This window comes from Lysobacter terrae (genome assembly GCF_054782215.1).
The window spans coordinates 1,314,652-1,336,240 of record NZ_BAAGSX010000001.1 but is presented as its reverse complement, the minus strand read 5'-3'; the positions used below and the strand labels follow the sequence as shown (position 1 = coordinate 1,336,240).

Annotated in this window: 20 protein-coding genes and 1 tRNA gene; 16 read left to right on the top strand and 5 right to left on the bottom strand. The window is 61.2% G+C overall.

The window, feature by feature from the left end; all coding sequences use genetic code 11:
• Positions 1-51: 51 nt before the first annotated feature.
• Positions 52-687, bottom strand: coding sequence for an energy transducer TonB (locus ACYVJ8_RS06260; RefSeq protein ID WP_460710343.1), 636 nt, complete (start codon positions 685-687; stop codon positions 52-54).
• 121 nt (positions 688-808) lie between these two features.
• Here ACYVJ8_RS06260 and serS point away from each other — a divergent pair, with 121 nt between their 5' ends.
• Positions 809-2,101, top strand: a complete 1,293-nt coding sequence (gene serS, locus ACYVJ8_RS06255) for a serine--tRNA ligase (RefSeq protein ID WP_460710341.1) — start codon at positions 809-811, stop codon at positions 2,099-2,101.
• 545 nt (positions 2,102-2,646) lie between these two features.
• Here serS and ACYVJ8_RS06250 read toward each other — a convergent pair.
• Positions 2,647-3,228, bottom strand: coding sequence for an FMN-dependent NADH-azoreductase (locus ACYVJ8_RS06250; protein ID WP_460710339.1), 582 nt, complete (start codon positions 3,226-3,228; stop codon positions 2,647-2,649).
• A gap of 117 nt (positions 3,229-3,345) precedes the next feature.
• Between ACYVJ8_RS06250 and ACYVJ8_RS06245 the strand changes: the two genes are divergently transcribed.
• The 11 genes from ACYVJ8_RS06245 to ACYVJ8_RS06195 all read left to right on the top strand — a co-directional run bounded on the left by ACYVJ8_RS06245 (position 3,346) and on the right by ACYVJ8_RS06195 (position 10,898).
• On the top strand, positions 3,346-4,383 hold the full coding sequence (locus ACYVJ8_RS06245; RefSeq protein WP_460710337.1) for a LysR family transcriptional regulator: 1,038 nt from the start codon (positions 3,346-3,348) through the stop codon (positions 4,381-4,383).
• A gap of 90 nt (positions 4,384-4,473) precedes the next feature.
• A tRNA-Ser gene (locus ACYVJ8_RS06240) sits at positions 4,474-4,563 on the top strand.
• Positions 4,564-4,641: 78 nt separating this feature from the next.
• Positions 4,642-5,694, top strand: a complete 1,053-nt coding sequence (locus tag ACYVJ8_RS06235) for a tyrosine-type recombinase/integrase (protein ID WP_460710335.1) — start codon at positions 4,642-4,644, stop codon at positions 5,692-5,694.
• A 67-nt stretch (positions 5,695-5,761) separates the two neighbouring features.
• On the top strand, positions 5,762-6,100 hold the full coding sequence (locus ACYVJ8_RS06230; protein WP_460710333.1) for a hypothetical protein: 339 nt from the start codon (positions 5,762-5,764) through the stop codon (positions 6,098-6,100).
• Positions 6,097-6,300, top strand: coding sequence for a hypothetical protein (locus ACYVJ8_RS06225; RefSeq protein ID WP_460710331.1), 204 nt, complete (start codon positions 6,097-6,099; stop codon positions 6,298-6,300). The genes ACYVJ8_RS06230 and ACYVJ8_RS06225 overlap by 4 nt, the downstream gene beginning before the upstream one ends.
• On the top strand, positions 6,297-6,623 hold the full coding sequence (locus tag ACYVJ8_RS06220) for a hypothetical protein (RefSeq protein WP_460710329.1): 327 nt from the start codon (positions 6,297-6,299) through the stop codon (positions 6,621-6,623). The genes ACYVJ8_RS06225 and ACYVJ8_RS06220 overlap by 4 nt, the downstream gene beginning before the upstream one ends.
• A gap of 325 nt (positions 6,624-6,948) precedes the next feature.
• Positions 6,949-7,431 (top strand): hypothetical protein, encoded by a 483-nt coding sequence (locus ACYVJ8_RS06215; protein WP_460710328.1) that lies wholly within the window; start codon positions 6,949-6,951, stop codon positions 7,429-7,431.
• Positions 7,432-8,023: 592 nt separating this feature from the next.
• Positions 8,024-8,218, top strand: coding sequence for a hypothetical protein (locus ACYVJ8_RS06210; protein WP_460710326.1), 195 nt, complete (start codon positions 8,024-8,026; stop codon positions 8,216-8,218).
• An 18-nt stretch (positions 8,219-8,236) separates the two neighbouring features.
• Complete coding sequence (locus ACYVJ8_RS06205; protein WP_460710324.1) at positions 8,237-9,445, top strand: primase alpha helix C-terminal domain-containing protein; 1,209 nt, start codon at positions 8,237-8,239, stop codon at positions 9,443-9,445.
• Positions 9,442-9,897: a hypothetical protein gene (locus ACYVJ8_RS06200; RefSeq protein WP_460710322.1), complete on the top strand. Its 456-nt coding sequence runs from the start codon at positions 9,442-9,444 to the stop codon at positions 9,895-9,897. Before ACYVJ8_RS06205 ends, ACYVJ8_RS06200 begins: the two co-directional genes overlap by 4 nt.
• Positions 9,898-10,001: 104 nt before the next feature.
• The gene (locus ACYVJ8_RS06195; RefSeq protein ID WP_460710320.1) at positions 10,002-10,898 is read left to right on the top strand and encodes a BRCT domain-containing protein; all 897 of its coding nucleotides are present in this window, start codon (positions 10,002-10,004) and stop codon (positions 10,896-10,898) included.
• A 46-nt stretch (positions 10,899-10,944) separates the two neighbouring features.
• Here the strand turns inward: ACYVJ8_RS06195 and ACYVJ8_RS06190 are convergent, their stop codons facing one another.
• Entirely contained in the window at positions 10,945-11,142 is a 198-nt protein-coding gene (locus tag ACYVJ8_RS06190; protein ID WP_460710318.1) for a hypothetical protein, read from the bottom strand.
• A gap of 334 nt (positions 11,143-11,476) precedes the next feature.
• Between ACYVJ8_RS06190 and ACYVJ8_RS06185 the strand changes: the two genes are divergently transcribed.
• Positions 11,477-12,070, top strand: a complete 594-nt coding sequence (locus ACYVJ8_RS06185) for a hypothetical protein (RefSeq protein ID WP_460710316.1) — start codon at positions 11,477-11,479, stop codon at positions 12,068-12,070.
• A gap of 621 nt (positions 12,071-12,691) precedes the next feature.
• On the top strand, positions 12,692-13,378 hold the full coding sequence (locus tag ACYVJ8_RS06180) for a hyaluronate lyase N-terminal domain-containing protein (RefSeq protein WP_460710314.1): 687 nt from the start codon (positions 12,692-12,694) through the stop codon (positions 13,376-13,378).
• A 45-nt stretch (positions 13,379-13,423) separates the two neighbouring features.
• On the opposite strand, the gene ACYVJ8_RS06175 is transcribed toward ACYVJ8_RS06180, so the two are convergent.
• Complete coding sequence (locus ACYVJ8_RS06175) at positions 13,424-13,918, bottom strand: hypothetical protein (RefSeq protein ID WP_460710312.1); 495 nt, start codon at positions 13,916-13,918, stop codon at positions 13,424-13,426.
• A gap of 47 nt (positions 13,919-13,965) precedes the next feature.
• A complete protein-coding gene (locus tag ACYVJ8_RS06170) occupies positions 13,966-14,637 on the bottom strand; it encodes a S1 family peptidase (RefSeq protein ID WP_460710310.1) in 672 nt (223 codons plus the stop codon).
• Positions 14,638-15,907: 1,270 nt separating this feature from the next.
• On the opposite strand from ACYVJ8_RS06170, the gene ACYVJ8_RS06165 reads away from it, so the two are divergent.
• Both ACYVJ8_RS06165 and ACYVJ8_RS06160 read left to right on the top strand, forming a co-directional pair.
• Positions 15,908-16,837, top strand: coding sequence for an SOS response-associated peptidase family protein (locus ACYVJ8_RS06165; RefSeq protein ID WP_460710308.1), 930 nt, complete (start codon positions 15,908-15,910; stop codon positions 16,835-16,837).
• A 153-nt stretch (positions 16,838-16,990) separates the two neighbouring features.
• Entirely contained in the window at positions 16,991-21,487 is a 4,497-nt protein-coding gene (locus ACYVJ8_RS06160) for an RHS repeat-associated core domain-containing protein (protein WP_460710306.1), read from the top strand.
• Positions 21,488-21,589 lie beyond the last annotated feature (102 nt).

Genomic DNA, 21,589 nt, shown 5'->3' with positions numbered 1-21,589 from the left:
TGCCCGAAGGGCAGATGAGGGGAGCGAGCGAAGCGAGCTGCCTTGCGCTTGCTAGTTCTTGAAACTGATCGGCACCTGCACGCGCCCCGGCGTAGCGCGCCCATCGGCCATCGCCGGCCTGAACCGCCAATGCTTCACCGCGTCGACCGCAGCGCGATCGAGATCGCGCGAGCCGCTGCTACGCGCGACTGCGACGGCCGAGGGCATGCCCTCGGCATCGATGTCCGCGCTGACCATCACCGTGCCTTCCTCGCCGTTGCGCAGTGCCCGCGCGGGATATTTCGGCGCCGGCACGGAAATCGGCTGCGGCTGCGAAAGCGCGGTGGCGGGCGCCGTCGGCCGCGGTGCCGGCGCGGCAGCGGTCGGCGGCGGGGGTGGGGCGGTTTCGACCAGCCGGGGTTGTTCTTCCTCGTCGGTGGGCTGCGCGGGGGTGGGCACGTCGCTCACTTGGTCGGCCTGGCCCGCGACAGGCGCGGGCAAAGGCGCGTAGTCCGGCGTCGCGGCGGTAGGTGCCGCGGGACCGGCGCGATAGAAATCGTCGCGGCCGCCGCGCCAGACCAGCAGGAACAGGACCAGGCCCAGGGCGAACGCGCCCAGGATCCACAACAGCGCCCGCCGCGACGGAAGCCAGGCGGAAAAATCGACGGCACGATGGGGCGGTTGCGACACGGTCGGGCTCTGGGTCATGGGGGGAATGCTTCGGGGGATGGGCCGATGGTGACCGGCCGCCCGTTAACAATGCGGCAATCGTGGGACCAAGCCTGCGATAATCGCGAGCTTCGTCATCTTTACCCACCACGCCGACGCCATGCTCGACCCGACCCTGCTGCGCCAGAACCCCGCCGACCTCGCCGCACGCCTGCGCGAAACCCGCGGCTTCGCACTCGACGCCGCCGCGCTGGAATCGCTGGAGAGCGAGCGCAAGCAGATCCAGATCCGTACGCAGGAACTGCAGAATCTGCGCAACACCCGCAGCAAGGCGATCGGCCAGGCCAAGGCCAAGGGCGAGGACGTTTCCGCGCTGATGGCTGAAGTCGCCGGCTTCGGCGAGGAGCTGAAGGCATCCGAGCAGCGCCTGGAAGCCATCCGTGCGCAGATCGAAGCGATCGCCCTGGGCATCCCCAACATCCCGCACGAGTCCGTGCCGCTGGGCCAGGATGAGGCGCACAACGCCGAGCAGCATCGCTGGGGCACGCCGCGCGCGTTCGACTTCGCGGTCAAGGACCACGTCGAGCTGGGCGCGCGCAACGGCTGGCTGGACGGCGACACCGCGGCCAAGCTCAGCGGCGCGCGCTTCACCGTGCTGCGCGGATCGCTGGCGCGCCTGCATCGTGCGCTGGCGCAGTTCATGCTCGATCTGCACACGGGCGAGCACGGCTACCAGGAAACCAACGTGCCGCTGCTGGTCAACGCCGATTCGATGCGTGGCACCGGCCAGTTGCCCAAGTTCGAGGAAGACCTGTTCGCCACGACGGTGGGCGAGGGCGAGCATGCGCACAAGCGCTATCTGATTCCGACTTCGGAAGTGCCGCTGACGAACATCGTGCGCGACGAGATCGTCGAAGCCGACGCGCTGCCGCTGCGCATGACCGCGCATTCGATGTGCTTCCGCGCCGAAGCCGGCAGCCATGGCCGCGACACGCGCGGCATGATCCGCCAGCACCAGTTCGAAAAGGTGGAGCTGGTATCGATCACCGCGCCGGAAGACAGCTACGCCGAGCACGAGCGCATGACTCGTTGTGCGGAAGTGGTGCTGGAGAAGCTCGGCCTGCCGTACCGCCGCGTGCTGCTGTGCACGGGCGACATGGGCTTCGCCGCCACCAAGACCTACGACCTCGAGGTGTGGCTGCCGTCGCAGGACACCTATCGCGAGATTTCCTCGTGCTCCAACTGCGAGGGCTTCCAGGCGCGCCGCATGCAGGCCCGCTGGCGCAACCCGGCGACGGGCAAGCCGGAGCTGGTGCACACGCTCAACGGTTCGGGCGTAGCCGTCGGCCGCGCGCTGATCGCGGTGATGGAGAACTATCAGAACGCGGATGGTTCCATCGGCGTACCCGAGGCGCTGCGCCCGTATATGGGCGGCGTCGACCGCATCGCCTGAGTTAGGTTTTTCATCAGGCTCTTGCCTTTGCTCGTCATCCCCGCGAAGGCGGGGATCCAGCGACGGGACGGGGGTGCTACGCCCCTCCGGACGGCATCCGTGCCTTTAGTCGGGGCCGCGGACCATCCTGGTCCGCTCTCCGCACCCCCATCCCATCGGGCAGCGCTTACCGCGAGCGTGAAGATCGCCACTTCGATCACACGCACTTCTTCTCCCTGCGTGCGGGGAGAAGATGCCCGAAGGGCAGATGAGGGGGAGCGAGCGCAGCGAGTTGCTTTCGCTTTTTTGCCAACGCGCCCGAGATGTTGGGAGGGCAGGCGGTGCCGGTGGGCAGGCGTGACTGTCAGCGGCATGGATGCCGCTGACAAGCCTCCATGGACGGATTCACGGCGTGTCACGACTGCCCACCGGCATCGCCTGCCGGCCCGTACACGCACACACGCACCCGTAAATCAGCAACAGAAAAAGAACGGGCCCGCAAAGCGGGCCCGTGTGCGTTTCCACAGCAGGGGAGAGACGAGGAAACGCAGGGGACAACGTTCGCCTTAAGCCGCTTCGCGCAACGGCTCGCGGATACCGGCCTTGGCGCCTTCCAGCGCATCGCTGCGATGCTGCGGCGAATACGCCACACCTTCAGCACGCACGAACTCGATATCGGTCACGCCAAGGAAGCCGAACACCTGACGCAGATAAGCCTCCTGGAAATCCGCCGGGCTGTTCTCGCCATAGATGCCGCCACGACCACTGGCGATCACCAGACGCTTGCCCTTGGCCAGGCCTTCCGGACCGCTCTCGGTGTAGCGGAAGGTACGACCCGCGACCGCAACGCGATCGATCCAGGCCTTCAACGTGGAGGGCACGCTGAAGTTGTACATCGGCGCACCGATCACGATCACGTCGCTGTCCAGGAACTGCAGCAGCGCCTGTTCGCTGGCCTCGGCGGCGGCCGCATCGGCCTTGGTGAGCACCGGGCCGGTCAGGTGGGGCAGGGGCTCAGCGTCGAAGTCGCGGTAGCTGACCTGCACGCCCGGCACGGCGTCCTTCCAGCGTGCGACTATGGCGGACGTGAGTTCGCGGGTGACAGAACCGGCGCCGGTGGCGGCGGTATCGATATGCAACAGTTTCATGGACCTCTCCCGTTAGAAAGGCGGCCGGAGCCGCGTTGGGCGCCACTTTCCGCTGTTGCGGCAGTAGGATAAAGCTGGTCTAATATCACTGACTGTTCTGATTTCAGGATAATTGTCATGCAAGACCTCAACGACCTCTATTACTTCGCGGCCGTAGTCGACCACCAGGGATTCGCCGCCGCCGAGCGCGCGTTGGGCATCCCGAAGTCGCGCCTGAGCCGTCGCATCAGCCAACTCGAAACCGACCTGGGCGTACGCCTGCTGCAGCGTTCGACGCGCCGCTTTGCCGTGACCGAAGTCGGCCACAGCGTGTACCGCCACGCGCAATCGATGCTCGCCGAAGCGCAAGCCGCACGCGAAGTCGTCGACCGCCTCAGCGTCGAACCGCGCGGCGTCATCCGCGTCAGCGTGCCCGTCGGCATGGCGCAACAGCAGATGCCGAAGCTGCTGCCCGAATTCCTCGCCAAATACCCGCAGGTGCGCGTGCAACTGCACGTCAGCAACCGCCGCGTCGACATCATCAACGAAGGCGTCGACGTCGCCCTGCGCGTGCGCACGCGGCTGGACGACGACGGCAGCCTGGTGATGCGCAACTTCGGCCAGATCCAGGAACTGCTCGTCGCCAGCCCCGGTTACCTCAAGCGCATGGGCCGCCCGACCAATCCCGACGACCTGGCCCAGCACGTCACGCTGAGCATGAACGAAGACGAAGCCCACCAGCGCTGGGAGCTGCATGGTCCCAACGGCGAAGTGCGTCGCGTCGAACTCAAGCCGCGCGTCGCCGGCTTCGACTTCCCCATGCTGATGTCTCTCGCCGTCCAAGGCGTCGGCATCACCATGCTGCCCGAAACCGTCTGCGCCGAAGCCGTGCGCACCGGCGAACTCGAAGTCGTGCTGCCGCAATGGCGCCTGCCGCAAGGCATCTTCCATGCGGTATTCGCGTCACGTCGCGGATTGCTGCCCGCCGTGCGCGTCTTCATCGACTTCCTCGCCGAACGCGTGCCTGCCTTGGTTGAATCCGCACGCTTGCAGTGCGGTGACATCAAGGGCCCGTGCCCTGAAGGCGTCAAGAAGGGCGAGCGGCATGCCGAGCCTGCAGCAGACGCGAAGGCAAAGCCCGCACGGAAGCGCGAGCACAGTATCGAGCCGGCGTGAGAGAATGCGCGGCCCGCTGAGGCGGGCCCCATGCGCACCTAGCGATGGTGTGCATGCAAGCCTGCGCTAATCGCAGCGCGACAAATAAACGGAAGTGTGGCCGAGCGGTTTAAGGCACCGGTCTTGAAAACCGGCGTGGTAGCGATACCACCGTGGGTTCGAATCCCACCGCTTCCGCCAGAATCAATGACTTAGGCACTTGCGAAGCTCGACAATTGGGTGCAGGGTGGTCCCCGTTGGGACACTTTGGGGCAGCAAGTGGCAACCTTCGAGAAGCGAGTCGGGAAGACCGGCAAGGCGACGTGGCGTGTACGCGTGCGTCGTGCGGTTGGGCCGCATCTCACCAAGTCCTTTAAGACGAAGCAGGCGGCCCAGGAATGGGCGCGCAGCGTCGAGAGCAAGTTGGACGTGGGCGAGCATGTCCCGTCGTCTGAGGCCCGTAAGCGCACGCTAGCGGACGCCATCGACCGCTACCTGACGGTCACACTTCCCCAGAGCAAGCACCAGAAGAACGCCAGCGAGCAGACACGCCTGCTGACGTGGTGGAAGAAAGAGCTTGGCAACCGTCCTTTGGTGGGCATCACTGCGGCCACCGTCGCAGAGGTCCGGGATCGCCTAGTAAGCGAGCCGAACAAGCACGGCAAGGTGCCGAGCGGAGCCACGATCAATCGCCGCATTACGGCGCTCTCGGCCGTCCTGACCGTCACGGTCAAGGAATACGGCTGGCTCACCAAGAACCCGATTCCCAACGTCACCCGCATGCCCGACAGCAAGGGCAGGGAGCGATTCCTGAGCGATGCCGAGCGGACCCAGCTGCTAGACGCCTGCAGGGCCTCAGAGCTCGACGCGCTGCACCCGCTGGTAACCCTCGCGCTCGCCACTGGAGCACGTAAGAGCGAGCTTCTGGGTCTACTTTGGAGCCAAGTAGATATGGGGCGGGGCACGGTTCGTTTTTTAGACACCAAGAACGGCGAGAGCCGCACTGTCCCGCTAGCCCCACCGGCCGTGGAGGCTCTCAAGGCATGGGGCAAAGGTCGCCTGAGGACGGGGCCCGTCTTCCCCTACACGAAAGACCAGGTGGACAAGCCCTGGCGCGATGCGCGCGAGGCAGCCGGCCTGCAGGACTTCCGGTTTCACGATCTGAGACACAGTGCGGCTAGTTATCTCGCCATGAGCGGGGCAAGCCTCATGGATATCGCTGCCATCCTCGGCCACAAGACGCTGGCGATGGTGAAGCGCTATTCCCACCTTAGCGAGCAGCACACCAAGGCTGCCGTTGACCGAATGGCCGAGAAATTCCTCGGCTCATAAGCGGCGCGGCCGGGGTGTAGCGGCACCCCGGCAGCGCCTTCCACAAACGTTCAAAAGAGGAACGATCATGGATATGGAAAGCATACAGGGGGCGGAGATCACGGTAGGGGATGAGCCGGACTTCTATCAACAGGCTTGGAGGGGAGCTCAACTTCCGATGCCTGTTTGGTCGCGTCTAGAACAGATCGATCGGCGGACGAACGCGGCAATGGTGTTGTCGGAGATGCTGGGCGCGCACGTTCGCGGGAAGAGCGACGAAGCCGTGAACCAGGGAGTCAAGTATCAATGGCTGACCGATCGACAGGCATATGCACTTTGTGACGCGCTTAGAGACCTCACCGTTGCAGCGGTTGAGGACTTGGAGTGGATCAGGGAAGAGGCAGGGAAGGAGGGAGCAAAGCCATGAGCAGTCGGGCCGGAAATGCTGAGGGATACGATCGCTGCAATGGGCTGCTTGCCAAAGCCGAGTCGATGGCGCTGTGTGCGATGGCTGGCGGTCTGCAAGCCATGAATGATGAGGACCGTTCGAACTACATGTGGGCACTTTCAGACATGCTCACCGAGGCGCGGGCCGCACTAAAGTCCTATGCCGGGGGCCAGTCATGAACGCCGAAGCTACTACCGCGCAGAGGGCAGTTGTCAGCAATCGCACGCACGATCTTTGGTTGGGGGACAGGGTCCTGACGATCACGATTCCGGGTGATAGCAAGGGATTTGGCCCAGACGCTGAAGGGCTGGCTGCGCTGGCGGGGATGATTCGTGATCTTTCGCGAGCTACCAAGGCCGTCGTCTATCGAGTCGAAAACGATGGCGACGGTAGCAACGCAGAGTTTCATACCTATCCGATCGATGGCATTTCAGACGCCATCATCCTGCTGTCGCAGCTGGCAGAAGCTGTGAACGCAGAGCTTCATAGCGAGACTAAGTAACCGACTAACCCGCGCCTAGCTCGACGGAGCGAAAACGCCGTTACCCTGCGGCGCTGGCGCGGGCCCTTTCAGGGGCGCGGAGGGTCGCGCGATGGAAGAACTACTAGATTTCGCATCTAAGGCAAGAGAGCTGGGTATCACGGAAGGCCTTCTGAGGGCCCGGGTTCTCAATCGATCTGTACGGCCATTCGCTTATGTGAGCAGTGAGAACGCTGAGGGGACACACGAAGAGTTTCTGCCCGTATGGTCTAGAGATAGGTTCCCTTGGGTCCGCTGGAGCGACCATGGAAGTGCACTCGAAGGTTCACGTAGTGGCAGGCTCAGCTTGGACCCCGAACATGGTTTGCCTAGATACACCATCTCAGGATGGGTAGTTCTTAGTTCCGGAACGGTCGGGGAATTGCTCGCGGATAAGCGTGAAGTGAATTTGCATGGGCACTGGATCGGAATCTACGACGCAGAGGCCGATGATGTGATTCCGCTCTCCATCCACGGGAAGAGCGTGTGGGTTCAAGAATCGGAAGGTGGCTATTACGACAGCAGAGCAACGCAACTAACGGCGGCCGATATCTATTTCTTGCCTGAGCCCGATGACACGAGAATTGACGAGCAAGGCTTGGACCCAAGACGCGAAAAGAGTCTGCTCAGGGTGATCCGCGCTCTCGACGTTATGGCCCGTTTGCCAGAACGAGGGGCTGCAACTTCCGTTCAATTGCAACTTCAGAAGCTTGGGTTTAAGGGCCCAAACGACGACACCACGCGAAAGATATTGGAAGAGGCTAGGGCGCTCCCGTCCGATAAAACCTAATAGGGAATTTGGTCGTCTTACTAGGCTTATCAGGCGTACGCATGCCTACTATCTGTGACCGCCACGGCCAACCCCGAGCCGTGCGGAGCAATAACGGTGGCACGCGATCTAAAGACGGTTTCACAGTTCGCTAGCGGCTCAGTTTGGAGCGAGGCTAGCTTGAGATGGATGATTTTCCAGGCGGCCCGCAACGGGCTGGCAGATGTTGGCGCGATTGTGCGGTGCGGCCGGCGGGTGTTCATCGACCCTGCGGCGTTCGATCGCTGGCTAGTCGCCCAGAACCCAAACTTGCAGTCCGATGAGCGAAACGCTCAGGTGGGTGCGCGATGAGCCAGGCCCACGATCTTCGCCAAGGTCTGAAACTGCCCCAAAACGGGCCCGTTTCCGGACACACAGAGCTAGGCCGCTACGACCCTACCGGGTCGCCCCCTCAGGCCGGAGAAAATGGCCTTCGCGCAGCCATCGACGCCCACTGCAAGTGGTGCTGCTACGACCCCTGCGACTCCGGCAACTGGCGCCAGCAAGTCGGGCGCTGCACGGTGTCCGAATGCGCGCTCTGGCCATATCGCCCGGTGTCGAAGGGAAGTGCGCGATGAACCCACACGCACACCACATGGCAGCAGCCCTGCCCAGGCTGGCCGACATGCTGTCTGACCAGCTGTACGAACTCTACAAGGACCTGTCGCCCGACAGGTGCGATCGGATGGCCGTGGAATTGGCCGGTGCCCAGGCGCATATCCGCAGACTCTGTAGCGAATTACTACGCGGCGATCCGCCCACGGTCTGAGTAACCGCCGGGGGGCGAATGCAAATCGACACTGCTATGGCAGCGCGGTTTCTGACCGCGCTAACGGGCGACTGCATCCACACGTTTCAGACCTTCGACGACACGGGAAAGAGTCGTCGCGGAATGAACCGCGTGCTGCATGGCTCGTTGGCCAGCCAAGCCCAGCGCTTGGCGACGCTCAACGACAAGGGCGCGGGCGTCTTCGTCATGGTCAACCGTGGCGATGGCAATGGCCGCAAGGCGATCAACGTCACCGCCTGCCGCGCGCTGTTCGTCGATCTCGATGGCGCGCCGATTGAGCCGCTTCTCTCGTGCCAGTTGCCGCCGCGCATCGTCGCGGAGTCGTCGCCTGGCAAGTGGCATGCCTACTGGCCCGTTTCGGACATGCCCCTGGACCAGTTCACGCCCGCTCAGAAGACGCTGGCGGCGCTGTTTGCTGGAGACCCCAAGGTCAATGACCGATCGCGCGTAATGCGCCTGCCGGGCTTCCTGCATCGCAAGGGAGAGCCCTTCCAGACGCGCCTGGATCGCTGCGAGCCGGGCCCGCTCCCGTGGCGCGAGGTATCGGAAGCTTTCGGGCTGGCGCAGCGCATGGTGCTGCCTAACTCGATTCCCGAGGGGGCGCGAAACGACACCCTCTACAAGCTGGCGCGATCTGCGGCGGGGAAGGGCGTTCCCCAGCCGGAGCAGTTCAACCGACTCCTGCAGGTCAACGACAAACGCTGCGTGCCTCCGCTCGATCCGAGGGAGGTCCAGGCCATCGTCGCAAGCGCATACAACGCCCCCCAACGCGGGGTGGTGCCGTTTCCGCTCGCGGTTATGGATTCGGATGCCTACAAGCGACTCAGCGGCGATGGCCAAACACTCGCACTCCTGGCCTACCGCAAGGCAGACAACTTCAACAGCGAGCGTCTGAGTTTGGCTTGGTCCGAATGCGTGGACTGGTTCCCCAACAAGAAGTCCTTCTACCGCGTTCGCCAAGAGCTGCTGGGGTCCGGACTCATTCGCGAGACCGTTGCCGCCAAAAAGCCACGTCCAGGCCAGCCGCCAGAAGCAGCACTCTATGGATTAGCAATAGGGGTCAAATTCGCCCCCTATGTAGCAGAGCCGATAGGGGTCAAAAACGACTCCCTTGAAGCTTTACAGGCTCTTGCTTCTGACGGCTCTAAGGATCTTGATTTAGACGGCGGCGAAATTCGCGCAAGCGAAAGCGAGCGTGCCGCATGAGGGCGCAGACTAAGGACCTGCTCACCGCTCTCCTGGACGCCTGCCGGCGCGGTCTGGTGACCCACCAGGACGCCGCGAAGGTGCTGGGTATTCGCAAGTCGGATCTGTCCGACCTGGTTGCTTGGCGCATGCTGGAGGTGGCCGCCTGGCGGACGTGCGAAGCGGCGTTCTACCACGCGTTTCCCGAGTGCAATCCGCGACTGTGGCGGCTACCTACGGTGGTGCTGAAAGAAGACAACCTGCTGCGCGGCGGGCGCGCCTCCCAATGCCGGCAATACTCGCCAACAGAAGCCGAGACGCTCCAACCGTCGCAACCGCACATCACCACGCCGGAACTGGAAAACGGCGATGCGTGGGAAAATGGTTTCTGTGATGAACGCTCCCCGGCACACCGTCACCGCGAGCCACCCCGCGATATAGGGTGGCTGTCTGATTTTGACTGGGCGGCCTAATAAGCCGATGCGGGTCTACCCATGCCGATTGCCGCGGCATATTGCGTTACCCTCAGAGTCGGGGCCGCCCCTGGGGCGGTTGGCAGGAGTGCCAAGGGGGAAGCATGCACGCGGATTTGCGGCCGTATTTTCAGTTTACGTCTCGTGCTCGCCTGGAGAAGTCAGTCAACTCGCTCTTGGGCTTGATCGAGGGAATAGCCATCGACGGTCGCATCAATGACGTCGAGGTGAGCTTCATGCGGGATTGGCTTGCGGAACATGAGGAGCTGAAGTCGCTTCATCCGTTTAACGAGTTGGTCCCGGTTGTCGCGGAAGCAGTTTCGGACGGGGTGCTCACACAAGACGAGCGGGAAGACATTGTCTGGCTGTGCGAGCGCCTGAGGTCGACCGAGTATTTCGACCGAATTACTGCCGACCTGCAACGTCTGCACGCCATATTGGGCGGTGTTATCGCAGACATGCAGATAACGGAGGAGGAACTACGAGGTCTCTCGGCGTGGCTCGCCGAACATGAACACCTGAGGACCTGTTGGCCCTACGACGAAATCGGAAGCTTGGTTACATCCGTTTTGAAGGACAGGCGTATTGATGAGGAAGAGCACCGGACGCTGCATCGATTTTTCTCAGAGTTCATTGCTTTTTTTGACGGCCGCACGATAACGAGCGCCCCGATTCTTGAGGGCGGCAGCGTGGTTGGTCTGTGCGCCGTGTGCCCAGATATCAAGTTTCAGGGCCAGACGTTCTGCTTTACCGGGCTCTCGATGCGCTATCCCAGAAAGGACTTAGCCGATGTTGTGGTGAAACTCGGTGGGGAGTTTCTCGGAGGAGTGTCCAAGAAGGTCAATTACCTAGTCATCGGCGCTAGCGGCAACCCGTGCTGGGCTTACTCCTGCTACGGCAGGAAGGTCGAGAAGGCAGTAGAGCTCCGAAAGGCTGGGGCGCGAATCGTGCTAGTTCACGAGAATGACTTTCACGACGCTGTGTTGGACCTAAAGGCGTGACTAGCAAGAACCAAAAGGGGGCCGCTCGGAGCGGCCCCCTTGTCCATCAACGGCTCTGTTGAAGCTGTTGCCAAGCGCGCTTTATTCGCCCCTTGGCATCGTCCCACGGTTCGTCCGTCGCTAGCTGCTTCCAGGCATCTGCTGCGCAGTCCTCGATGTCGGACCAAGATTCGCCAATGAAGACCTCGCGCAATACAGCCGCGAACTTCGTGGCGTCGACACGTTCGCCGTTAGTAGGAATCACGCACGGCCCTCCCTAGGGGCTTGGAAGTTGAATCTACTCCTATGGGTGGTTCTGCGCCTCGCCCGAGCAGGGGTGCGACTAGCTGAACCATTTACCGACCCGAAAGGCCGCCCATGTGTGGCCTTTTTAATTTCTAGGACCCCATGAACAACTGCAAATCCTGCGGCCGACTGTGCCGCCTGGGAGAGCTGTGCTCGTCCGTAATTTGCCTCGCGATCGATGCGCCACGCGCTAGACGCGAATGGGCGAACAACTGGGATGAGCCCAGCTATCCGTGGCTGACCCGAAAGGCCAGCAAGAACCAAACCACTTTCCCCCCACGAGGTACACAGAAGTGAAGCAAGAAGCCTTAGCAATCAATTCCGATGCAGAGTTCAGTGCGGCCCAAGACCTTCTGGTCGAGCTGACGGCCAAGAAGGAGCAAGTTGACAGGCAGCTAGATGCTGCCTGGCAGGAGCGGCACGACGGCAATTCGCCTAATCAGGATGCCGAGCGCCGCGGGGTCATTGAGTCCGCCATCCAAATGAAACCCGGCGTGGAGGAGGAAGCGCGCACCGACCACCAAGAGTGGATGCGTCGCCCTTCGATTCTGCAGGCGCAAAGCTACAAGCTGCAGCTCGCGATAACGGCGCAGGCAGCTAAGGTGGAACTGGAGCGACAGCGCGCAAGTTTGCGTCTATTGGCTACGGTGGGTGCCGATTACCAGAAGTGCGCAGCCAATGTGCTTAGCGCTGCGGACGCCTTGATTGAAGCGAACGCGGCTGCTCTCGATGAGTACCGCAACCTGCAGCGAAAGGGCTTGTCGGGCATCCCTGAGGTGCAGTTTCCAGACGGCGGGATGGCTCAGAGCGTCGTCTACTGGCGCGATCAGCTAGCTCAGGTCGTGGCGGGCATCAACCAACTGGCTAAGGCGGGTGAGGCGCCATGAAACCCAGCGAGGCCACCATCCGCCAGCTCCACGGCTCGCACGTGAAGAACAAGCCCTGCTGTGAGTCCTGCGCCAGACGCCGGTCAGTTCGGCCCAGCGCAGGTATGCGACTTCGCGGTTGATGTTGAAGGCGTCTTTCAGAGCTACTGCCGGCGCTGTCACAACGACGCTAAGCCGCGAATCGAACGACGCATGTGGGGCGGCTCACGCCCCACGTTCTACCCCTAGCAGGGGGCGGCATTCTTTGGAGAGGTCGGAGCTACAGACCGGCCCTTCGCGCGCGCGTCCGCAATTGGCGGGATGGGGGTAGGGGGGTGAAAAGTCTGGCGCTTTTGCCCCTATGACCGCGTGTCCAATGTTCCTCCCATAAACCGTAACAATTTTCCACTTCTGCCAACAATTTTCGATGGCCTAAGGAGGCCACAGACATGCTCAAGACAGATCCAAGAGTGCTTGCAGCCAGGGCGCGGGTATTAGGCGCGCTGGGGCGCGTACTGTCCTCCCAAGCGGCAGTTGCCGACCCGGACGGATTCATGCCTCCGGTGTTTGCGCCCGCGTTAGCAGCCGATAGGCGATTCGTTGCGGGGGACGTAACGTGGGAGGACAACGAGGTGCCTGCCGATGACTAACGTAATCGAGGTCAGGCGCCACTGGCAGCGCAGGGGTACTGCCGCAGATTGGATATCTGTCAACCCTGTCTTGGCATCGGGCGAGTTCGGCTACGAGACGGACACGGGTTTCCTAAAGATCGGCGACGGCATCGCGGCATGGAACTCGCTCGCCTACATATTCGCCGGTGGCGGAGGTGGCGGAGGTGGGGGCGGAGCGCTAGAACTAATAACGACATCCACCGTGTCGGGGGCGGCTGCCACCCTCATCACAATCTCGGGGCTCGACCTGGCAACGGACGGGTGCTACTTGGGCCTGCTCTCAGCCAAGAACAACAACGCGTCTGCTCTCACGGTGAACTTGTTCTACAACGGCGACACCACGGCCACTAACTATTGGCGGCAGTACCTAGTGGCGGATGGATCGGCAGTGAGTGCGGCTAGGTCCAATAATGCCAACCTGCTCGACGTGAAAGCATCCGCTGGGTTCACAGCGGAGTTCACCATTCAACAGGATGTAGATGGCAGGCCGCGCGCACGGGCAAGAGACAACCGAGACGCGCCGAGTTCGCTCGTGCTCCAGATAGCGGACCACGTTCGCGATAATACGGCCAACGTGACGAGCTTGACGCTAAGCGCGTCTAGTGCCAACGGCTTTGCCATCGGCACGAAGCTGAGTCTCTATAAGTTAATGCAGTGATCGACGAGACGGCAGTCGCTGTCGGTCACGACTTGAAATGCATTGTTAGGCGTCAACACGGAAGCTGTAGGCCTTTGCCGCGGAATATACGGCAAAGGCTTTAAGAACGATTGCGATGACAATGAACCGATCTCTGGCGGAGAGGTCCCTGAACTGTTTAGCCGCGGCGTCACCTCGATTCACCATTGCAGCATACGAGCCCAGGGTTGCTGCTCTTGCTTGATCCGGGAGCTTGGCAAATAGGTTGTTGACGGCTTGATCGGTCAACTTGGCGTCGAGGTTGTGGCCAAAGCTGTTGCGGATGTCTCCAAGACTTTTGAGGGCCTCAAAGTGATCTTGATCGAGGCCGAGTGCGCAAGCGAGCCGAAGGCGCAACTCATATGTGAGTCGCGGAAGCAAGTCAGGTTGGGGGACTGACCAGCGTATGAACTCGATGAGGCTCGCCTCGACATGGATATGCGCACGAATAACTGCGCCGAGCTCATCCTCAGAAATGAGGTGCTCATAGAAGGATGGATCAATTGGAAGAGGAGTTTGCATTTCCCTATGCCTCAACTAAGCCGAGCCGCGAATATTTTAGTGAGTTATTAGCTGTGCCGGGCTGCTTCCAAGATGCCAAGAATATGCTTGCTGCCATACGCGACTAGGAAGCCCGTGTTGTACGCGACTGTCATGCCGGTATCGTTGCCAGACGAGTCCACGACTTGCTCAAATTCGATCTTGAACTTTGAGACGACTCCGGCTAAATGAACTTTGGTCGGCTGTCCGTGAGGATAGAAAAACAGCGGGCCGCCGGAAAAGCCCTCGTTGTTGATCGCGTCGACGTGCAGGATCTGCGGGTCGCCCCAGCCTAGCGATGAGATCGTGCCCTTTTTTGCATATGCGCAAGGCATGCCGCCCATGAATTCTCCTACATCGCCCCACATCTTGTACGGAAAACCAAGGAAGTAGATATCCTGACCCAGCGCTAGGTGCGCAATGGTTGGAAATACCTCAAGCTCTCCGGCTTTGGTTAGCTGAAAGGGCAGCTTTAAGACCGTTATGTCAATCTCGCCTCTTCCGTGCCCCACAACCTGGACTGGTATGTCATGCCATCTCTCGTGAAGAAATAGCCGCAGGTCAAAACTTCTTTTGGAAGTGTCCACTAGATGACGGGCTGTGATCAGGTACTCAGAGCCATCTATCTCCAAGGTGAATGCAGTCCCGTACTGCTCAGCCTTGATGAAGAATGTCCGGAAAAGGATGTTTGAGAGAACCATTCGCTGCCGACAGTCTCAATTAGTTAGAGCCGCGAGGCCGGCTCGTTCGATCGGTTGCTAGCCGCTCGCTAGGACGGCAACTAAGCCGGTGACCGTGCCAATGATGCCAGTAATGGCCGTCAACCATGGAAGCAAGAGCGCGAGATTCTCATGCCGAGCCTTCTGTTCCTGCCTGATTTCGCGGCGGAGTGAGTTGACTCCAAGAGTCGTTAGGTACCATCCGCCGGTTTGGTTCCCTTGATACCAATGATCTGATTCAGCCCCATCGCTGTTGTGGACGTAGGGAATCGGAACCCTTAGACGCCTAGCGCGCCTAAGTAGGGATGAAGTCAAATGGTCATCTTCAAGTTCGCCCTGGAGTTGCAGCTCCCATCGCTCAGTGTCCTCAAGAAGCGCGACCTCACTCAAGTTCTTAGCGAATCTGGCAGCAGCGATCTTCTTGCCATACCCCCTTTGGATGGCGGATCGCGACCACGCTAGGCGCGTGGAGGTTGGAACAACCATTAGCGCTATGCGACGAATTGGGCTCATCAGTCGGTGGTCACTTGGATCAGATTTGTAACTACCGAAGTTCCGAGCCGCACGTCGTGCATCGCCATGGAGAGCGCGATGTTGACGCAGAAAGAGCGAGCCAAATGATGCCCCATAGGAAGCACGTAAAGATCGTCAGAATGGCATGCAGAACGTGGTTCGGCCTTGAGGTCGCGGACCTGAAAAGGCGGTTCTGCCCGCACGATTTGCAAAAGGCTCCCCACTCGGAATATTCGATCGGCATCTGGCGTTCCCCACCCCTAGAAATCCCTCTATCAAGAGCGTATGCAAGGTAGGCGCGGTTAACAAGGACGCAATGCCGGACTCGACTCTCTGCCGACGCAGCGCCTGAGATTTAGTCGGCCTACCATCCGCCCCATGACCCGTCGCAAGAACCCTCGCTATCGCCCGATGCCACCTGGCTGGGTACCCGACCGAGAAGGGGCCACGGCGGGTCACGTAGCCTCGAAGGCGGGCCCGCCGGTCGTGCTGGAGCGCCCGAGCTACCCCAAGCCCTGGATAGAGCGTCCACTGTCGCGTCCCCAGGCCGACTTGCTCCGAGCAGCAGCCGCAGGGACTGCCTTAGCCCGTGCCGGCCGCGTATCGATAGCTGGGCGCTACGCTTCCATCGTGACGCTGCGGCACCTCAGAGAACGCGGTCTGATAACCGGGGCAGGCGTACACCTCACCGACAGTGGCCGCGAGGCAATCTCTTTCCATCGGCTCCAGGACTGACCCCATGTGCTACTCCGCCCAGGTCGAACAGGAATACAACACATACGTGCGCAAGTACGGGGCGCAGATCAGCATCCATGAGTTCGTGAAGCTGTACGTGGAACGCCGCAATGGGGCGAAGATCCGCACGGCGAAGGCAATGGACGATGCATTCCGCGATCCGCAGACACCGGAAGAGCGGGAGATTCACTCGCTGGTGGTCGCCTACAACGCACAGGAGATCGCAAAGGCAGAACAGGAGCTGTTCAAGCAGGTTAAGCGGCTGAGCGATGCAGAACGCGCCCTGCAGGCCAAGGTGACCAAGAAGGCCCAGGAAGATCAGCGCATCGCGACCAACAAGATCGGCCTCATGAAGGAGCGCATAGCCAACCTCAAGCGGTCCGAGTGGGACCCTGAGGATTCCAGGATCTTCCCCGGCTGGTATGCGCCCGTAATGGTCATGGAGCAGGGCAGGCGAGTGGTGAAGCCCATGCGCTACCAGTGCCGGCCAGAAGGCAAGCCGTCGCTAAATGACGTGAAGTTCCCCGGCACCTACAACGCACGCCGGGATAGCCTGGGCAGCTACTGGAAAGAGCTATTCGGCTATCAGCATGGTCTCGTAGTGGCGCACCGGTTCTATGAGAACGTCGAAGTAGATGGAAAGACCCAGGTGTTGGAGTTCGTGCCAAGGACCGGCGAGCCGATGCTGATTGCCTGTCTCTGGTCGCACTGGACTGACCCGACCGGCAAGGAGCCGGACCTGCTGTCGTTCGCGGCGATCACCGATGACCCGGAGCCCGAGGTAGCAGCCGCCGGCCATGACCGGACCATCATCAATATCAAGCCCGAGCATATCGATGCTTGGTTGAATCCGGACCCCAAGAACCTCCAGGCCCTCTACGCGATCTTCGACGACAAGCGTCATCCGTTCTACGAGCATCGGTTGGCGGCCTGAACGGCGCCGAGAAATCTGAGAGAGTCGTCGCGGTTTTAGTGGGCTTGGACATCTGCCACATTTTGCGGGTATAAAAACGGTTACATAACCAGGGAATTCGGCCCGCAAGAGGCTGGAATGGAAGGGGAAATGATCGGGTGTCTAGGACGCCGCGTGACGGCGTCTTTGCGGCTGTGCGCTGCTTTTATGCTTTTGCTGTCGGTCGCCCCGGTCGTCGCGCAAACCACCCAGCCTCAGGTTTGGACCACGAATGTGGTCACTGGCGAGTTCCCTTCCCAACAGGCGGCAATCACCGCAGTCAGGGCTCAGGGAGGCGTCTATGCCCTTGCGGAGCAAGTCGAGCGGTTCTTCCAGACTGGAACGGGTGATACCAACGTCACCTCGTTCGTCTATGGCGCGAAGAAGGGCCCATCTCTAGGAGCTTGGACTTATGGCATGTCCAGCACTACGTATTCCTCCGAGGATGCTTACGTAGAAGCAATTGAGCAGGACTGGGCAACCAGTTGCCCGCAGCAGCCTGTAGTTACGCCGACCGAAGACTGGTATGCGTGGCTCATATGGTACAGCGGCGACAACTATCGGGAGGCCCGCTACTACAACGTCAAGCATTTCGCTCCACCCGAATGCGTTGCCAGCAATACTCCGGTTCAAGGATGGCGAAATCGCGCCGTCGATTGCCCAGTCAACACGGCGTGGAGCAGTGCAGAAGGCGCGTGCGTCAGGCACGACGTGGCGATCGTCAAGACTAAGCCACCGGGATGCGCGTGCGATCCGCTACATAACCCGGTAAGCGCCAGTACCGGCGACAAGATCCAGACGGAGGCCGATTTCGCACTGCCGTGGCTGACTTTCTCCAGAAGTTACCACTCCGCCTATTCGGTGCCGGAGGCCCGCATGGGGCCGGGTTGGACTCACGATTTCAACGTGCGCATGTACCGCCTGCAGCAAGGCGACGTTGCAGTGCTTCTGCCGACGGGAAAGATTCTGCCATTCAAATGGATAACGGACAGATACGAGGCGATCGACGGTTCGGGATGGCGCGTACTCATCGTCGACTCCTGGAACCAGATCTATAGCCTGGAGAAGCCTGACCAGAGCGTTACGTTCGACGGCTCGGGCAAGCCGACCAAGATCTCCAACCTCGCCGGCGATAGCTTCACGTTGCAGTACGACAACGTGAACCGTCTGGCGACGGTCATCCATTCCAGCGGTCGCCGCCTGACATTCGACTACCAGAGCATCAGTCCGGGCGCTGCGCAGATAACAGGAATCAAACAGGACGGCATTGTTCTCGTGAGCTACGAGTACGACAGCTCCGGCCGGCTTGAGTACGCCCGCTATCCTGACGGCACCGCAAAGCGCTACCACTACGAGAATGCATCGTTCCCCAATCATCTAACCGGCATTTCGGACGAGAACAACGCACGCTTTGCTACCTATGGCTACAACGCCGACGGCTTGGCGACATTGTCGGAACACGCCGGCGGGCTCTACCACGGCACGTTCAATTACCTGGCGGATGGCACCACAAGCTATACGGACGCCAACGGTCGGGTGCAGGTATTCGCGTTCACTGCAGACAACCCCTACCGCAAGATTGCAACGTCGGCTGATAGCGAGGGCGTAGTCACCACGACGTTTGCCACGGCGAGCAATGACTTCCGTCGCCGCCCGCTCAGCCGCATCGACAAGCGCGGCGTGCAGACCACATATGCCTACTCGGATTACACCGATGCCACGCTAGGCGACGTGCGCAAGACCACGACGACGGAAGCGGTCGGAACGCCGCAGTCGCGTGTCACCGAGGAATGGCGCGACCGCGTGGCGGGACGTGTGCTCAAGGCAACCCAGCCTGGGACAGTCGCGCTCTACCAGCGCAACAGCCGCGGCCAGGCTGCGTCCCTGACTACCACGGACACGGCCACGAGCCTGTCGCGCTCCAGCACCTCCACCTACTGCGAACAGGCCGACGTCACGGCCGGCACCTGCCCCTTGGTCGGCCTGGTCACCTCGCTCAACGGTCCGCGCACCGATGTCAGCGACATCACGACCGTCACCTACTACGCCAGCGACGACGCCACTTGCGCCTCGGCACCCGCGACGTGTCCGCACCGCAAGGGCGACCTATGGAAGATGACCGATGCGTTAGGGCATATCACCGAGACACTGAAGTACGACGGCGCTGGCCGCGTGCTCTCGGTCAAGGACGCCAACAACGTCGTCACCGACTTCGAGTACCACGCCCGGGGATGGCTCACCGCCCGCAAGGTCCGCGGCACCGATAACGCAGTCGAGACCGACGACCAAATCACCCGCATCGAGTACTACCCGACGGGCCTGGTGAAGAAGACCACGCTGCCCGATGGCAGCTACACGTCCTACACCTACGACGCCGCGCATCGCCTCACCGACATCACCGACGGCGCCGGTAACACCATCCACTACACGCTGGACAACGCCGGCAACCGCACCAAGGAAGACACCAAGGACAGCGCTAATGCGGTGGTGCGCACGCTCTCGCGGGTCTACAACCAGCTGGGCCAGTTGCAGACGCACAAGGACGCCTACAACCACGCCACCGACTACGTGTACGACGCCAACGGCAACGCCGACACGGTCACCGATGCGCTGAGCCGGGTGAGCGACAACACCTACGATCCGCTCAACCGCCTCACCCAGACCATCCAGGACCTGGGCGGGCTCAACGTCACCACCCAGTTCCAGTACGACGCCCGCGACAACCTGACCGCGGTCGTCGATCCCAAGGGGTTGACCACCGGCTACACCTACAACAGCCTGGGCGATCTGACCCAGCTCAGCAGTCCGGATACCGGCGTCACGGCGTACACCTACGACAGTGCCGGCAATCGCGCGAGCCAGACCGATGCGCGCAACGTCACGGCCAGCTACGGCTACGACGTGCTCAACCGCATCACCTCGGTCAGCTACCCCGACACCAGCCTCAACGTCGGCTACAGCTACGACACCGTAGCCAGCGCCTGCACCAGCGGCGAAACCTTCGCTGTCGGCCGTCTGAGCCAGATCACCGACGGTAGCGGCAGCACGCAGTACTGCTACGACCGCTTCGGCAACATGGTGCGCAAGGTGCAGACGACGGCGGGGCAGAGCCTGACCGTGCGCTATGCCTACACCCAGGCCGGTCAAATCAGCAGCGTTACCTATCCGGACGGCACCGTCGCCGACTACGTGCGCGATGCACAGGGCCGCACCACCGAAATCGGCGTCACCCGGCCCGGTCAGGCCCGCCAAATCCTACTGACCTCGGCGAGCTACCACCCGTTCGGCCCGGTGGCCGAGTGGGTGTTCGGCAATGGTCGCTTGTTCCAGCGCACGCTCAATCAGAACTACCAGCCGGGTGTCGTCCAAGATCAAAGCGCGGGCGGCCTGTCGGTCGGTTATGAGTTCGACGCGGTCGGCAACCTGAGCAAGCTGCGCAATGGTGATCAGAACGATCCGCCGCTGCGGATCTATGGCTACGATGCACTTAACCGTCTGACTTCGGCGCAGGACGGCACGACGCAGGCGTTTACTGAAGGCTATGCGTACGACGCCACCGGTAACCGCACCAGCGCGACGGTCGGTAGTACGACGACGGCGTACACCTATCCGACTACAAGCCATCGACTGACCGATGTCGGCGGCACGGCACGCAGTTACGACAACGTCGGTAACACCACGGCCATCGGCGGCACGGCCCGGGAGTTCGTCTACAACGACGCCAACCGCATGAGTGCGGTCAAGCAGAACGGCGTCACTGCGATGAGCTATGCCTACAACGGTAAGGGCGAGCAGGTGCGGCGTAACGGCGCTAGCACGGACACCGTAACGGTGTATGACGAGGCGGGCCATTGGCTCGGCGAGTACGACAACAGCGGGGCTCCTGAACAACAGGTGATTTGGGTGGATGATCTGCCGGTCGGACTGGTCACCGGAAGTACAGTTACGAACCAGCCGTTGAACTATATCGAGGCCGATGCCTTGGGTACTCCACGTACGATCATCGAATCGCAGCGCAATGTGGTGGTGTGGAGTTGGCCGCTAAATGGGGAGGCATTCGGTGCTGATCTGCCAGTTGAGGATGCAGACGGAGACGGCATGGGTTTGGTATTCAACTTGCGCTTCCCGGGCCAACGTTACGATGCGGTTAGCGGGCTCAATCAGAACTACTTCCGCGATTACGACGTGGGCGGAGGGAGGTACGTGGAGAGTGATCCCATTGGATTGTCGGGCGGGATAAGCGGGTATGCCTATGTTGGCGGGAACCCGCTGAGCTTTGCGGACGAGTATGGATTAGCCAGATTCGGCGGAAAGACTGGTCAGTGGTGGCAATTTTCAAATAGGGATTTCCAGCGTTGGTATCATCTCTGCATAAAGGTGGAAGGTGACCCAGACGCTACTAGAGAGCAACTGACCGAAGCTTATGAGGAGTGGGTGCGAAATGGTAAGCCAGATGGGAAGAATGGTTGTGGCGGACCGCCGCCTCCGCCAGTTGAATGTCCGACTGAGGAGAGTAGTTTCTGGAGAGCTCCCTCGTCAGACGAACAGTCTTCGGCCGTAAAGACGATTGTTATTGGAGCTGGTGTGCTGATTCTCTTTGTATTGGGCGCGTTGACCGGCGTCGGTGCGTAATTCATTCGCAAGAAAATGGCTCTTGGCGTTACCTTTGAATCTGCATTATTCGGTTGACCTCTTCCGCTAGTGTTTTTCAACGATACCGCCCGCAGCAGAGAA